The following is a 13963-nucleotide window of genomic DNA, read 5'->3' as shown; positions in this document are numbered from 1 at the left end:
GCGCGTCATGGGGCGACCCCCTCTGGCCTGCCGGCCATCTCCCCCTCAAGGGGGGAGATTGGCAGCTTCGACGCTGCCGTTCTTCCTGTCACGTCGGTGATTGGCGAAAGCCGGGCAGCAGCTAATCTCCCCCCTCGAGGGGGAGATGGCCGGCAGGCCAGAGGGGGTCGCTCGTGAATGTGGGACATCGTCTTACTGAACCAACGGCAACGTCATCAGCCGCCCGAACTCAGGATGCGGCGCCTCATCCCCGCACAATCTCAGGCAGTTCCAGGCGGTCGCCTGGTTGCTGGTCACCACGGGACGTCCGATCGCCTTTTCCATGCCGGTGACCGCGAGCGCGCTACGCAGCGCCGTGCAGGACACGAACAGCGCATCGGCGCTGGCGTCGGTCGCTTCCCGCGCAAGATCGACAAGCGTTGCTGGTGCGATGCGCGCCATCTCGCGGTCATCCTCGAAACCGAGGCAGGTGAAGCTGACGATCTCGAAGCCGCGCGCCGCGAAATAGGCGGCCATCGGCCTGGATGTTTCGACCGTGTAGGGAGTGAGGATGCTGAGCTTGTTTGCGCCCAGCGCACGCAGCCCGCGCACGCCCGCCATCGGCGGTGTGACCACCGGCACGCCGGGCTTTGCGACCTGGATCGCCGCCTCGATCTCGGCATCGCCGATTACCACCGAGGCCGAAGTGCAGGAATAGCAGATGGCATCGAGCTTCTCGTCCGGCAGGATCAGGGCCGCGCCCGCCGTCAGCGCCGGCTGCATCTTGCGCAGGTTTTCAGGCGTCGTCGGGTTGGCATAGGGAATGCGCGCGACATAGACGCCGACCCGCTCGCTCGCCACCATGCGGCGGAAATCCGGTTCGCTGGTGTGGTCAGTGGCCAGGATGATCAGGCCGATGCGCATGTCGAGCGGGCGTGCATCCAGCGCCGGCCGTTTCGGGTAGATCTTGATCTCGGGCAAGGGTTTCATCGACTACCTCTCGATCTTGCCGTAGCGGCGTTCCAGCCAGCGCAGCAGCACGACCGAAAACAGACTGATGACCAGGAAGAAAGCACCGACTAGAGTGATCGGCTCGATATAGCGATAGTAGGTGTTGGCGACGCTTTTGGCCTGGTTCATCAGTTCCAGCACGGTGATTGCCGACAGCAGCGGCGTTTCCTTGAACATGGCGATGAAATAATTGGCGAGCGCCGGAATCATCGGCGGGATGGCCTGCGGAATGATGATGTGGGTCCAGGTCTGACTGGCGCTCAAATTGCATGCCTTGGCGGCCTCCCATTGGCCGCGCGGCACATTGTCGATGCCGGCACGATAAACCTCTGCCGTGTAGGTGCCGTAATGCAGCCCGAGCCCGATGACACCGGCGACCAGCGGCGGCAACAGGATGCCGATGTCGGGCAGCACGTAGAAAATGAAATAGAGCTGCACCAGAAGCGGCGTGCCACGGATGAATTCAGCCGCCCAGCCGACCGTGCGCGACAGCGCTTTGTGGGGCGAGCGGCGCGCCAGCGCAATGCCCAGCCCGACGACCGCCGCCAGCACCGAGCCGAGCAGCGTCGCCAGGATGGTGATCTTCACCCCCTGGATCAGCGTCGGCATGATTTCCCAGACGAAATTCCAATCCCATTCCATCAGCAGGCCCAATTTGTCAGAAGGAAATTGGCCATCAGGCACGCACCCCATCGAGGCCGCGCGCCATGCGTCGTTCCAGCGAGCGCACGCCCCACGAGATGAGCAGGGCGAGGATGAAATAGATGATCAGGATGGTGGTGAATGGCACCAGGGTGTTGCCGGTCTGGGCGCGCACCACCTGCGCCTGGAAGGTCAAGTCGGTGAGCGAGATCAGCGACACCACGGCGGTCGCCTTGAGCAATTCGATGGCGTTGTTGCCGAAAGTCGGCAGCATCACCAGCAGCGCCTGCGGGAGGATGATGTGGCGCATGCCTTGCCACCGCCCGAGATTGAGCGCGGTGCAGGCCTCATACTGTTCGCGGCCGATCGACTGGATGGCACCGCGCACGACTTCGGCGGCGTAGGCGCCGACATTGAGGCCGAGCGCCAGCACGCCGGCCTGCAACGGGGTCAACGAAATGCCGATGAAGGGCAGCACGAAATAGGCCCAGAACAACTGCACGAAGATCGAGGTGCCGCGGAAGAATTCGATATAGGCGGTGGCCAACCAACGCAGCGCAAAGAAGCGCGATACGCGCCCCATGCCGGCGAGGAAGGCCATGATCAACGCCAGCACCGACCCCATCAGCGTCAGCTCGATGGTGACAAGCGCTCCCTGCAATATCAGGCCGAAATAGCCGGACCACTGGGTCATTTACGTTCCAACGTTGGGTTTAGCTCCTTCTCCCCGTTTACGGGGAGTTGAGGAGCGGTCCGCGTAGCGGGCGAAAAGCCAATTGCTTGGCTTTTCGAGCAACGAAAGCCGGCAGGCAGATGAGGGGCGGCACTAGAGTCTCAGAACTTGGCGCCGCCCCTCATCCATCACTTCGTGACACCTTCTCCCCGTTGAACGGGGAGAAGGAAAAATCACTTCGCCGCGCAGAGCTTGTCGCGGCTGGTCGACATCGCCGCCGCCGCCGAGAAGCCGTAGGGTTCGATAATCTTGGCGAACTCGCCCGATTTCTTCATCTTGGCCAGTTCGACGTCGAAGGCGTCGCGCAGTGCCTCATCGCCCTTCTTGAAGGCGGCGCCGTCGCAATAGACCGGTGCGCCCTGCACCGGAGCGATGACTTCGAGGTTCGGATCGTTGGCCTTCTTGACCAGATCATTGATCGACAGGACGGGCAGCGAATAAGCGTCGATGCGGCCATCCTGGAGCATCTTCACGCCACTCTGGCCATCCGGCACGACGATGACGCGATCGCGCGGCACGCCGGCATTGAGCGCGAGCTTCTCTTCGGTGCCGCCGCCCGGCGCGCCGATGGTCGCAGTCGTATCCTTGGCGACATCCTCATAGCTCTTGAAGCCCTTCGGATTGCCCTTCTTCACCAACATCGCCTCTGCATCGCAAAGCACCGGCTCGGAATAGACGACGGCGGCGCAGCGTTCCGGCTTCATGAACAGGCCGGCGGTGACGACATCGAAGCGACCGGCCTGCAGGCCGGGGATCATGGCGCCATATTCGGAGATCGAAGCGGCGACGTCGGCGACGCCGAGCCGCTTGAATATCTCGCGGGCCACATCGGGCGCGGCACCCGAAACCTTGCCGTCGGCGGCGACCGCCGTATAGGGCGGCTCGTTGGCGATGGCGAGGCGGGCGAAACCTTGCGCCTTGAGCTGTTCGAGCTTGCTGTCGTCGGCCGAACCCACGCTCGAGGCGGCCAGCACCGCCGCCAGCGCAAGGCTGGCGACGCCAGCCAGAATGCCAAGTTTTTTCATTGTTCCCAACTCCTTGTTTCTTGTCTTGCTTTGTTACGGGGCGGCCCTCGCCACCTCGGGACGACTTCGTCGCCCTGGGCATTGCGGTCAGACGCGATGTCCGGCCGCGATGATCTTCTTCAGGAAGCCTTGCGTGCGCTCCTGCTTGGGATTGCGGAAAATCTCGTCGGGCTTGCCCTCCTCGACGATCCTGCCACGATCGAAGAACAGTACCCGGTCGGCGAAATCGTGGGCGAAACCCATCTCGTGGGTGACCAGCAGCATGGTCATGTCGGTCTCGGCGGCGAGTTTGCGCATGACGTTCATCACCTCCTCGACCAGCTCCGGATCGAGCGCCGACGTCACCTCGTCGAACAGCATGATCTTCGGCGACAGCGCCAGCGCCCGGGCGATTGCCACGCGTTGCTTCTGGCCGCCGGACAACTGCGCCGGCATGGACTTGGCCTTGTCGGCCATGCCGACCATTTCAAGCAGTTCCATCGCCCGCTTTTCGGCGGCGGCACGCGGCGTGCCCTTGGTCAGCATCGGCGCCAGCGTGACATTGTCCATGACGCATTTGTGCGGAAACAGGTTGAACAGTTGGAAGACCATGCCGATCTTCTGACGCATCCTTGTCAGATGCCGCTCATCGGCGGCCAGCAGCTGGCCATTGCGCTCCATGTGGTAGAGCTGCTCGCCGTCGATCTGGATATGACCGCCATCGATGCGCTCAAGCGTCATCAGGATGCGCAGGATCGTCGTCTTGCCCGAGCCCGACGGGCCGATCAGCGCCAGCTTCTCGCCGGGCATGACCTGCATCGACAGGCCGTCCAGCACCTTGAAGCTGCCGAAGCTCTTCGAGATGTTGTCGATCTTGATGATGGGCGCTGATGCGGACAAATAAATTCCCCGTGCTGGAGAAGCCTGTGCCCCTTAACGATGCGGAACGCGCCAAATCATGTCAATCGGGAAAATAATATCATGACAATATTTCCCATTCCGCACAATTCTTGAGCAACCAGTGCCGAAGAGTGCGCCGGGATTCGGGTCAGGCCGAGCCGAGAATGGGAGCCTCCGAGAACCGGAACGGAGCGTACTTTTCGTACGTGAGTACCGGAAGCGCAGGAGGCTGCCTTTCGCAGGCCGGCATCACCCGGATAGCGGCGCACTCGCTAGATAGCGAGCAGCAGGTGCTCGGGATCGCCGAGCAAAAGCTTGGTGACAACGCCGAGGCCGGCGCGCAGTTCCCCCTCGGTGGTCGAACCCAGCGAGATACGTACCGCCGGATGCCACGGCGCAGCCGAAATACGGAAGGATGTGCCGGGTGCAATCGCCACGCCCTGCAGGCGAGCCTGGGCGACAAAGCTTTCCTCGCCCCGGTCGGCCGGCAGTTGCAGCCAGACATGCAACCCGTCGCGCCGGGCGCGATAGTCCACCCCCGCCAGCACTTGCGCTGCAATATCCTGCCGGCGCCGCAAAGCCGCGCGCTGCCAGTGGACAAGCTCCATCGCCGTGCCGTCGGTCACCCATTTGGTGGCGATCTCGGCCACCAGCGGCGTCGCCATCCAGTTCGAGACCAGATGCCGGTTGGCGACGGCGGCGACGTAGCGGTCGGGCGCGGCCAGATAGCCGATGCGCAGACCGGGCACGGTGATCTTGGTGAAGGAGGTGACGTAGAGCGTGCGCTCAGGCGCGAACGCGGCAACCGGCGGCGGCCGGTCTTCGACCAGCGGACCGAGCACATCGTTCTCGATGATGGCGATGTCGTGCTTGCGCGCGACCGCGGCGATCTCTTCTCGCCGCCGCGCATCCATCAGGGTCGCCGTCGGGTTGATCACCGAGGGCTGCACGAAGACCGCGCGGATGTCGGAAAGCCGGCAGGCCTCGTCCAGCGCTTCCGGGATCAGGCCATTGTCGTCGATCGGCAGGCCTTCCAGGTTGAAGCCGAGATAGCGCGCCAGCGGCACCAGCGTGTGGTGGCCGATCGCCTCGGTGGCAACCGTCGAGCCCGGCGGCGCGACGCTCATCAGCGCCACGGTCATGCCGGCGGTGGCGCCGTTGGTCAGGCTGACGTTCTGCGGCGATGCATCGAGGCCACAAAGCCTCAGCCATTCGACCGCCACCGCGCGGTGGCGCGGAAACACCATGTTGGGCCGGAACGAAAGTGCTGAACTCGACGGCAGGTTCTCAGCCAGCCAGCCCAGTGCCTGTTTCAGCCGCTCCAGATGCATCGGCTCACAAACCGGTTTCAGGATCGACAGGTCGATGACTTCGCCGAGCCGCTCCGGCAGGTAGGGCGGCTCCGGCTCGCGGCGCTGCGTCTGGACGAAGCTGCCGCGGCCGATCTCGCCCGAAATCAGGCCGCGACGGATCAGTTCCTCATAGGCGCGGCTGACCGTCTGCACCGAAAGTTTCAGATCGTCGGCCAGCCTGCGATGGGTCGGCAGCCGCGCACCATTGGCCAGGCGCCCGTCATGGATGGCACGCGCGAACTGGTCGGCCAGCGATTGATATGCCGGCCGCCTGATGAGTGCGGGATCGGGTTGCCACAATGTCATGACTTATTAGAGATCGAAATCAGTGCAATTGACAATCGAAATAATGCGCCGTCATGGTACTCGGACGAAAAGTGAGCTCTGATGACATCAGCGAAACTCGACCCGATCGACCTGAAAATCCTCGACGCCATCCAGCGCGACGGACGCATCACCAAGCTGGCGCTGGCCGAGCAGGTCGGCCTGTCGCCGACGCCGTGCTGGATGCGGCTGCGCAAGCTGGAAAAGGCCGGCATCGTCTCGGGCTATCACGCCAGGATCGCCATGCGCGTCGTCGCACCCGTTGCCACCGTGCTGATGGAGGTGACCCTGGCCAACCACCGCCAGGCCGATTTCGACCGCTTCGAGCGCGTCATCCGAGACATCCCAGAGATCGTCGCCTGCTGGTCGGTGGGCGGCGGCGTCGACTATGTGCTGAAGGTGATGGCGCGCGACATCGACGCCTATCAGCGGCTGGTCGACGGCTTGCTCGACCGCGAAATCGGCATCGATCGCTACTTCACCTACATCGTCATCAAGACAGTGAAGGACGAGATCGCGCTGCCCATAGCCGACCTGCTGCCGGCGTCGGCTTAAGGCCGGAGAGATCGTCTGCCGAGGCGACGCAATAGAGAGAGTCTCTCTACTTCAAGGCATCCAAACAGCCTCTCTATCTGCATCGGGCGGATAGTCTTCCCGCATCAGTCCGAACCGGGAGGTCTCGACCATGTCCGCGCATTTCGCCCGCTCGCATCGCCATGAAGCGCTCGATCGCCTGACCGACCGCCGGCTGCTGCGTGAACTCGCCTATGTCGATGGCCACTGGACGGCGAGCGAGGCTGCCGAAAGCTTCGAAGTCACCGACCCGGCCACCGGCACCACAGTCGCTTTCGTCGCCGCGCTCGACGGCCGGCAGACGACGAAGGCGATCGATGCCGCCGCGCGCGCCTTCCCGGCGTGGCGGGCGCTGTTGCCGCAGGAGCGCTCGAAAATCCTGCGGAAATGGTTCGAGTTGATCATCGCTGCAAAGCAAGACCTCGCTCTGCTGATGACGCTGGAACAGGGCAAGCCGCTGCAGGAGTCGCTGGGCGAAATCGACTATGCCGCTTCCTTCGTCGAATGGTATGCCGAAGAAGCAAAACGCTTGAATGCCGAGAGCGTCACAAGCCATCTGCCGGGCGCCGAGATGATGGTGCGACGCGAGCCGCTCGGTGTCGTCGGCGTCGTCACGCCGTGGAATTTTCCGTCGGCGATGCTGACCCGCAAGGCTGCGGCAGCCCTTGCCGCCGGCTGCACGATCGTTGCGCATCCGTCCTCGGAAACACCGCTGTCGGCGCTGGCGCTGGCCGAACTCGGCGAACGCGCCGGCTTGCCCGCCGGCGTCTTCAACATCATCACCGGCAAGGCTTCGACCATCGTCGGGCGGATGTGCGAAGACCCGCGCGTTCGCGCCATGAGCTTTACCGGCTCGACCGAGATCGGCCGGCTGATCGCCGCGCAAAGCGCGCCGACCATGAAACGGCTGGTGATGGAGCTTGGCGGCCACGCACCGCTGATCGTCTTTGCGGATGCCGATCTGGACAAGGCGGTTGATATCGCCATCGACGCCAAATTCGCCACGTCGGGCCAGGACTGCCTCGCCGCCAACCGCATCTATGTCCAGCGTCCGATCTACGATCGCTTCTGCGCAGCTTTCACCGCGCGCATCGAGGCGCTGCGGACCGGCAATGGCCTTGCAGATGACACCGACATCGGCCCGCTGATGCATGAGCGCGCGATCAAGAAGGTCGAAGAGCAGGTCACCGATGCGCTGACCCATGGCGCGCGCTGCCTCACCGGCGGCAAGCGGCACCAGGCTGGCCCCCTGTTCTATCAGCCGACGCTGCTGGCCGATGTCACCGATGAAGCGCTGATCATGCGCGAGGAGACGTTTGGCCCGGTTGCCGCCGTGACGCCGTTCGACAGCGAGGATGAAGTGATTGCCCGCGCCAACGCCACCGAATATGGCCTCGTCGCCTATGTCGTGACCGAGAATGGTGGCCGGCAGCAGCGCATGGGCCGCGCGCTCGACTACGGCATGGTCGCCATCAACCGCGTCAAGATCACCGGCGCGCCGATCCCGTTCGGCGGCGTCAAGCAATCGGGCATCGGGCGCGAAGGCTCGCGCCACGGGCTCGAAGCCTTTACTGACATCAAGTATCTCTGCCTGGACGTGGCTTAGACCCACCCGGACCTTTCAAGGAGTCAAAAGAATGCTCGACCAGTCCAACGAACTCGCCGCCTGGGATCGCGACCACTTCTTCCATCCCTCGACCCATATGGGCACGCACGCGCGCGGCGAGAGCCCGACGCGTATTATGGCCGGCGGTGAAGGCGTCACCGTCTGGGACAACAATGGCAGGAAGAGCCTCGATGCCTTTGCCGGGCTCTATTGCGTCAATGTCGGCTACGGCCGCCAGAAGATCGCTGACGCCATCGCCAACCAGGCGAAGAACCTCGCTTACTACCACGCCTATGTCGGCCACGGCACCGAGGCCTCGATCACGCTGGCCAAGATGATCATCGACCGCGCGCCGCAGGGCATGTCGCGGGTCTATTTCGGCCTCTCTGGTTCCGATGCCAACGAAACCAACATCAAGCTGATCTGGTACTACAACAACGTGCTCGGCCGGCCGGAGAAGAAGAAGATCATTTCGCGCTGGCGCGGCTATCACGGCTCGGGCGTGATGACCGGTTCGCTGACCGGGCTCGACCTGTTCCACAACGCCTTCGACCTGCCGCGCGCGCCGATCCTGCACACCGAGGCACCCTACTACTTCCGCCGCGCCGACCGCTCGATGAGCGAGGAGCAGTTTTCTCAGCATTGCGCCGACAAGCTCGAGGAGATGATCCTGGCTGAGGGTCCGGAAACCGTCGCGGCCTTCATCGGCGAGCCGATCCTCGGCACCGGCGGCATCGTGCCGCCGCCGGCCTTCTACTGGGAAAAGATCCAGGCGGTGTTGAAGAAGTACGACGTGCTTCTGGTCGCCGACGAGGTGGTGACGGGCTTCGGCCGTCTGGGCACCATGTTCGGCTCCGACCATTACGGCATCAAGCCCGACCTGATCACCATCGCCAAGGGCCTGACCTCGGCCTATGCCCCGCTGTCGGGCGTCATCGTCGCCGACAAGATGTGGCAGGTGCTGGTTGAGGGTTCCGACAAGCTCGGTTCGCTCGGTCATGGCTGGACCTATTCGGCGCATCCGATCTGCGTCGCCGCCGGCGTCGCCAATCTCGAACTGATCGACGAGATGGACCTGGTGACAAATGCCAAGGAGACCGGCGCCTATTTCCGCGCCGAGTTGGCCAAGGCAGTCGGCGGCCACACGAATGTCGGGGACGTCCGCGGCGACGGCATGCTGGCGGCGGTGGAATTCGTTGCCGACAAGGACGACCGGGTGTTCTTCGACGCCTCGCTCAAGATCGGGCCGCAGGTGGCGACGGCACTTGCCGCAAGCGGCGTCATCGGCCGCGCCATGCCGCAGGGCGATATTCTCGGCTTCGCGCCGCCGCTCTGCCTGACCCGCGAGGAAACCGACATCGTCGTGTCGAAGACCGCCGATGCCGTGAAGAGCGTGTTTGCCAATCTCTGAGATCGACTATGAATGCCATGATCAGAACCCTCCCCGCCACCATGGCCGCCGTGCTGCTCACCGGGCACGGCGGACCGGAAAAACTCGTCTACCGCAGCGATGTGAAAGTGCCCGGGCCCGCTCCCGGTGAAGTGCTGGTCAAGGTCAGCGCTTGCGGGATGAACAACACCGATGTCTGGGTGCGCCAGGGCGCCTATGGCACGGAGGAGGACGCTGCCGCCGTGTCGACATGGCGCCGCCAGGGCAACACGCTTGTTTTCCCGCGCATCCAGGGCACGGACACCGTCGGTATCGTCGCCGCCGTCGGCGAAGGCGTATCGCCGGACCGTATCGGCGAACGGGTGATGGTCGATTTCTCGATCTACAACCGCGACGACGATTCACTCGCCGACATCGATTATATGGGCCATGGCCGCGATGGCGGTTACGCCGAATACCAGGCCGTGCCGGCCGAGAACGCTCATGTCATCGACACCGACATGAGCGATATCGAACTCGCCACCTTCTGCTGCGCCTACCTGACCGGTGAACAGATGCTGGAGCGCGCGGCGCTCAAGGCCGGCGAGCGCGTGCTGGTCACCGGCGCTTCGGGCGGTGTCGGTTCCGGCATCGTGCAGTTGGCACGGGCGCGCGGTGCCATTCCCTATGCCGTCGTCGGCAAGGGCAAGGAACAGGCGGTGCTCGACATCGGCGCCGAGGCCGTCATCACCCGTGGTGTTGCCGACCTGCCGCAAGCCGTGAACGAGGCGACCGGAGGCCAGCCGATCGACGTGGTGGCCGACCTCGTCGGCGGCGCCATCTTCAACGACCTGTTGCGTATTCTCAGGCCCGAGGGCCGTTACACTACCGCAGGCGCGATTGCCGGCCCGGTCGTGCAGCTCGATCTCAGGACCATGTACCTGAAGCAATTGCAGCTGCACGGCTCGAGCCAGGGCACGCGTGCGGATTTCCGCCGCATCGTTGGGTACATCGAGGCGAAGAAAATCCGGCCGCTGGTTGGCGGCGTCTACAAGCTCTCCGATTTCCACCATGCGCAGGCGGATTTCATCGCCAAGGCTTTCGTCGGCAAGCTGGTGGTGGTGCCGGATGCCATGTGGGGCTCGGCTGGCTGAACAACGCTCATCTCAACCATGCTGGGCCGCCCTCAACAGCATGCCGAACAGGTCGCGCGGCTCGTCGGGGTCGGCCAGCATGTCGAGTTCCTGGTAGAGGCCAGTCGAGCGCAGCTGGTCCCTGACATAGCGCAGTGCCGAAAAGTCCTCGATGGCGAAGCCGACCGAATCGAACAGCGTGATCTGGGTGGCATCGCGCCGGCCTTGCACGGCGCCTGACATCACCTGCCACAGCTCGGTCACCCCATGATCCGGTGCAAGCTGCTGGATCTCGCCCTCGATGCGGGTCTGCGGCGGATATTCGACGAAGATGTCGGAGCGCAGCAGGATATCGCGGTGCAGTTCGGTCTTACCGGGGCAGTCGCCGCCGACCGCGTTGATGTGCACGCCGGAGCCGACCATGTTGTCGGTGAGGATGGTGGCGTACTGCTTGTCGGCGGTGACGGTGGTGATGATGTCGGCTCCCTCGACAGCCTCCTGCGCGGTGCCGCAGGCGATCATGTCGAAGCCGAGACCGGCGAGATTGCGGATGCATTTTTCGGTGGCAGTGCGGTCGATGTCGTAAAGCCTCAGCCTGTCGACGCCGAGCAGCGCCTTGAAGGCCACCGCCTGGAATTCGGCCTGGGCGCCGTTGCCGATCAGCGCCATGCAGCTGGAGCCGGCCGGCGCCAGGTATTTGGCGGCCAGAGCCGACATCGCCGCCGTGCGCAGCGCGGTCAGGATGGTCATTTCGGATAGCAAGACAGGATAGCCATTGTGGACATCGGCGAGCATGCCGAAAGCCGTCACCGTCTGGCGCCCCTCGCGCATGTTCTTGGGATGGCCGTTGACGTATTTGAAGCCGTAGACCTCGCCGTCGCTGGTCGGCATCAGTTCGATGACACCTTCGGCGCTGTGCGAGGCCACGCGCGGGGTCTTGTCGAACAGCTCCCAGCGGCGGAAATCATCCTCGATGTAGCTGGCGAGTTCGACGAGGAAGCGCTCGACGCCGATCTTCAGCACCAGCTTCATCATATGATCGACGCTGACGAAGGGCACGATGTTGAGATTGGGGATCATTTTTTCTTATCCTTGCCGCATGCAGGCGGTCAGTCCTGGCGATACGCGTTGTGCGCCTTCATCATCGCCGCCAGCGCCGGATCGTTTTGCTCCAGCGCCCTGATGGCTCCGCCTGTGTCATAGAGGCGCTCATCCTGCCCCATCTTGAACTTGGCTTCGAGCCGCCCGATCGGCAGGTCAAACCCCATGATACCAGGTATACGCCGCTCCATGCCGCCAGGTCCCAGCTCGCGCATGCGCCAGCGGTCATCGCGATCTTTTTCCAGCACCTCGACAAGCTGCAGGAGATGCCGGGCGGTGGCGTGCTCGTCGAGCGGCACCGGATGCCCATGACAATGCACGACAGCAAAATTCCAGGTCGGCGCGCTGTCGCGCACCGGATTGCGCGGATACCAGGACGGCGAGATATAGCCATGCGGGCCGTGGAAGATGGCGACGGTCTCCCTGCCTTCGCTGATCAAGGTGCTGTGCGGATTGGCCCTGGCGAGATGCGAGACCAGAGTTCCGTTTTCACCCCGCGCGCGATCGAGCACGAAGAGAAGATGCGAGACGACGAGCCCTTGCGGTCCCGCTGTCACCACCGCGGCGAAGGCCGCGGCCTCGATCAGGCCGAACACCTCGTCGTGCGACAGCGGCGCAAATTCAGGCTTGCTGTACATAGATCAGCTTCGCTGGGCGCGGACCGCCGGGATCAGGCCTTGCGGGCGAACCAGCAGCACGGCGATGACGCCCGACAGCACGATGGCGTCGCGATAGGGGGCGATCGCTCCCGGCAATGTCGCCTGCAACAGCACCTCGATGATGCCGAGCAGAAAACCGCCGGCGACAGCACCTGGCAAGCTGCCGAGCCCGCCGACGACGGCGGCGATGAACGCCTTCAACACCGGCGTAAAGCCCATCAGCGGATCGACCGAGGCGCGCTGCGCCACCCACAGCATAGCCGCCAGCCCGGCCAGCAGGCCGGAGAGCAGGAAGGCGGTGGCGATGATGCGGCTGGCCGGAATGCCCATCAGGCGCACGACGTCGAAATCTTCCGCCGCGGCGCGCATCGCCGTGCCGGTCACCGAGCGGCGCAGGAAGACTTCCAGCGCAATCAGCGCCAGTGCGGAGACGACGATGGAGATGCTGGGACCGACGCCTATGGTGAAATCGCCGAAGGAGAAGGCGCCGGTCATCCAACCGGGCATTGCGACAGCTTGCGGCCGCGCCGAAATGCCGTTCTGGAAGACGACTTTCAACAGGCTGGAGACGGCAAAGCTGGTCAACAGCAGGCTGGTGACGCTGGCGCCGCGCATCGGCCTGAACGCGATACGCTCCATGATGACCGCGGCGAGCGCGCCGCAGGAGACGGCGACAAGCACCGCCACCGGGAAGGGAAAACCCAGCACCAGCGAGGCCAGAAGCGCATAGCCCGACAGCGTCATCAGCTCGCCATGGGCGAAGTTGATGAGGCCGACGATGGAAAAGACGATCGCCAGCCCGAGCGCCAGCAGCGCATAGACGCCGCCGAGGCTCACCGCATTGATGATCTGCTGCGCGATCATGCTTCTTAAGCTCCCAGATAGGCTTGGCGGACGAGGTCCGATGAAGCGAGTTCTTTTGCCGTGCCCGACAGCACCACCTCGCCATTGGCGAGCACAACGGCGCGGTCGGCGATTTCGAGCGCCAGCGCCACATTCTGTTCGACCAGCAGGATGGTCAGGCCCTTGCGGCGCAGTTCGGCGATCAGGTCGAAGACGGTGTCGATCAGTTGCGGGGCAAGGCCGAGCGAAGGTTCGTCGAGCAGGATCATGCGCGGCTTGCCCATCAGCGCGCGGGCGATGGCCAGCATCTGCTGTTCGCCGCCCGACAGATTGCCGCCCTTGACGCGGTGGTAGCGGCGCAGGATCGGGAACAGCTCCAGCATCTCCTCTTCGCGCAGCCTTGCCTCGGCCGCCGGCTGATGCACTGCGCCGCCGAGACGCAGATTATCGGCCACCGTCAGGCTGGCGAAGATACGGCGGCCTTCGGGAACCAGCGCGACGCCCTTGCGGGCAATCTCCTCCGGCGCCAGGCCGGTGATGTCGACACCGTCGAAGACCACCTTGCCCGATGCCGCCGGCACCAGCCCGGCGACGGCGCCGAGCGTCGAACTCTTGCCGGCGCCGTTGGCGCCGACCAGCGCGATGATCTCGCCGCTGCCGACGGTGAGGTCAACGCGGCGTACCGCCTCGACCTCGCCGTACCGGATTTTCAGGGCTTCGACGCTCAGCATGAC

Annotated in this window: 14 protein-coding genes; 4 read left to right on the top strand and 10 right to left on the bottom strand. The window is 64.1% G+C overall.

What is annotated here, in order from left to right; genetic code table 11:
• Positions 1 to 192: 192 nt before the first annotated feature.
• The 6 genes from eutA to EOB59_RS30255 all read right to left on the bottom strand — a co-directional run bounded on the left by eutA (position 193) and on the right by EOB59_RS30255 (position 5927).
• On the bottom strand, positions 193 to 969 hold the full coding sequence (gene eutA / locus EOB59_RS30280) for an ectoine utilization protein EutA (RefSeq protein WP_128289927.1): 777 nt from the start codon (positions 967 to 969) through the stop codon (positions 193 to 195).
• Positions 970 to 972: 3 nt separating this feature from the next.
• Positions 973 to 1632: an ectoine/hydroxyectoine ABC transporter permease subunit EhuD gene (gene ehuD / locus EOB59_RS30275; protein WP_128289926.1), complete on the bottom strand. Its 660-nt coding sequence runs from the start codon at positions 1630 to 1632 to the stop codon at positions 973 to 975.
• Between the two features lie 34 nt (positions 1633 to 1666).
• Entirely contained in the window at positions 1667 to 2326 is a 660-nt protein-coding gene (gene ehuC, locus EOB59_RS30270; RefSeq protein WP_013530328.1) for an ectoine/hydroxyectoine ABC transporter permease subunit EhuC, read from the bottom strand.
• Between the two features lie 212 nt (positions 2327 to 2538).
• The gene (gene ehuB / locus EOB59_RS30265) at positions 2539 to 3390 is read right to left on the bottom strand and encodes an ectoine/hydroxyectoine ABC transporter substrate-binding protein EhuB (protein ID WP_128289925.1); all 852 of its coding nucleotides are present in this window, start codon (positions 3388 to 3390) and stop codon (positions 2539 to 2541) included.
• Between the two features lie 87 nt (positions 3391 to 3477).
• On the bottom strand, positions 3478 to 4269 hold the full coding sequence (ehuA, locus tag EOB59_RS30260) for an ectoine/hydroxyectoine ABC transporter ATP-binding protein EhuA (protein WP_128289924.1): 792 nt from the start codon (positions 4267 to 4269) through the stop codon (positions 3478 to 3480).
• A 272-nt stretch (positions 4270 to 4541) separates the two neighbouring features.
• Positions 4542 to 5927 (bottom strand): PLP-dependent aminotransferase family protein, encoded by a 1386-nt coding sequence (locus EOB59_RS30255; protein WP_128289923.1) that lies wholly within the window; start codon positions 5925 to 5927, stop codon positions 4542 to 4544.
• A gap of 81 nt (positions 5928 to 6008) precedes the next feature.
• Between EOB59_RS30255 and EOB59_RS30250 the strand changes: the two genes are divergently transcribed.
• From EOB59_RS30250 to EOB59_RS30235, 4 genes are all read left to right on the top strand, one after another.
• Positions 6009 to 6500, top strand: a complete 492-nt coding sequence (locus EOB59_RS30250; RefSeq protein WP_128289922.1) for an Lrp/AsnC family transcriptional regulator — start codon at positions 6009 to 6011, stop codon at positions 6498 to 6500.
• 130 nt (positions 6501 to 6630) lie between these two features.
• Positions 6631 to 8124 carry an NAD-dependent succinate-semialdehyde dehydrogenase gene (locus EOB59_RS30245; protein ID WP_128289921.1) on the top strand — a complete coding sequence of 498 codons (1494 nt, stop codon included), beginning with the start codon at positions 6631 to 6633 and terminating at the stop codon, positions 8122 to 8124.
• Between the two features lie 31 nt (positions 8125 to 8155).
• Positions 8156 to 9535, top strand: coding sequence for an aspartate aminotransferase family protein (locus tag EOB59_RS30240; protein WP_128289920.1), 1380 nt, complete (start codon positions 8156 to 8158; stop codon positions 9533 to 9535).
• A gap of 8 nt (positions 9536 to 9543) precedes the next feature.
• Positions 9544 to 10647: an alcohol dehydrogenase family protein gene (locus EOB59_RS30235; protein ID WP_128289919.1), complete on the top strand. Its 1104-nt coding sequence runs from the start codon at positions 9544 to 9546 to the stop codon at positions 10645 to 10647.
• 12 nt (positions 10648 to 10659) lie between these two features.
• Here the strand turns inward: EOB59_RS30235 and EOB59_RS30230 are convergent, their stop codons facing one another.
• The 4 genes from EOB59_RS30230 to EOB59_RS30215 are packed head-to-tail and all read right to left on the bottom strand — an operon-like array spanning position 10660 to position 13960.
• Positions 10660 to 11706 carry an ornithine cyclodeaminase gene (locus tag EOB59_RS30230; RefSeq protein WP_127398933.1) on the bottom strand — a complete coding sequence of 349 codons (1047 nt, stop codon included), beginning with the start codon at positions 11704 to 11706 and terminating at the stop codon, positions 10660 to 10662.
• A gap of 29 nt (positions 11707 to 11735) precedes the next feature.
• A complete protein-coding gene (locus tag EOB59_RS30225) occupies positions 11736 to 12365 on the bottom strand; it encodes an FMN-binding negative transcriptional regulator (RefSeq protein ID WP_128289918.1) in 630 nt (209 codons plus the stop codon).
• Positions 12366 to 12368: 3 nt separating this feature from the next.
• On the bottom strand, positions 12369 to 13250 hold the full coding sequence (locus EOB59_RS30220; RefSeq protein WP_127807781.1) for a branched-chain amino acid ABC transporter permease: 882 nt from the start codon (positions 13248 to 13250) through the stop codon (positions 12369 to 12371).
• Between the two features lie 5 nt (positions 13251 to 13255).
• A complete protein-coding gene (locus EOB59_RS30215; protein WP_128289928.1) occupies positions 13256 to 13960 on the bottom strand; it encodes an ABC transporter ATP-binding protein in 705 nt (234 codons plus the stop codon).
• Between the last annotated feature and the right edge of the window lie 3 nt (positions 13961 to 13963).

This window comes from Mesorhizobium sp. M7A.F.Ca.MR.176.00.0.0 (assembly GCF_004023165.1).
Taxonomy (GTDB): Bacteria; Pseudomonadota; Alphaproteobacteria; order Rhizobiales; family Rhizobiaceae; genus Mesorhizobium.
The sequence above is the reverse complement of the archived record's forward strand: the minus strand, read 5'-3'. Positions and strand labels throughout refer to the sequence as shown.

Bases quoted from the DNA above. Each gene is read 5' to 3' on its own strand.
- EOB59_RS30225 (WP_128289918.1), bottom strand. From the start codon at position 12,365: ATGTACAGCAAGCCTGAATTTGCGCCGCTGTCGCACGACGAGGTGTTC.
- EOB59_RS30240 (WP_128289920.1), top strand. From the start codon at position 8,156: ATGCTCGACCAGTCCAACGAACTCGCCGCCTGGGATCGCGACCACTTC.
- EOB59_RS30245 (WP_128289921.1), top strand. From the start codon at position 6,631: ATGTCCGCGCATTTCGCCCGCTCGCATCGCCATGAAGCGCTCGATCGC.
- EOB59_RS30255 (WP_128289923.1), bottom strand. From the start codon at position 5,927: ATGACATTGTGGCAACCCGATCCCGCACTCATCAGGCGGCCGGCATAT.
- EOB59_RS30250 (WP_128289922.1), top strand. From the start codon at position 6,009: ATGACATCAGCGAAACTCGACCCGATCGACCTGAAAATCCTCGACGCC.
- EOB59_RS30215 (WP_128289928.1), bottom strand. From the start codon at position 13,960: ATGCTGAGCGTCGAAGCCCTGAAAATCCGGTACGGCGAGGTCGAGGCG.
- ehuC (WP_013530328.1), bottom strand. From the start codon at position 2,326: ATGACCCAGTGGTCCGGCTATTTCGGCCTGATATTGCAGGGAGCGCTT.
- EOB59_RS30220 (WP_127807781.1), bottom strand. From the start codon at position 13,250: ATGATCGCGCAGCAGATCATCAATGCGGTGAGCCTCGGCGGCGTCTAT.
- EOB59_RS30230 (WP_127398933.1), bottom strand. From the start codon at position 11,706: ATGATCCCCAATCTCAACATCGTGCCCTTCGTCAGCGTCGATCATATG.
- ehuD (WP_128289926.1), bottom strand. From the start codon at position 1,632: ATGGAATGGGATTGGAATTTCGTCTGGGAAATCATGCCGACGCTGATC.
- EOB59_RS30235 (WP_128289919.1), top strand. From the start codon at position 9,544: ATGAATGCCATGATCAGAACCCTCCCCGCCACCATGGCCGCCGTGCTG.
- eutA (WP_128289927.1), bottom strand. From the start codon at position 969: ATGAAACCCTTGCCCGAGATCAAGATCTACCCGAAACGGCCGGCGCTG.
- ehuB (WP_128289925.1), bottom strand. From the start codon at position 3,390: ATGAAAAAACTTGGCATTCTGGCTGGCGTCGCCAGCCTTGCGCTGGCG.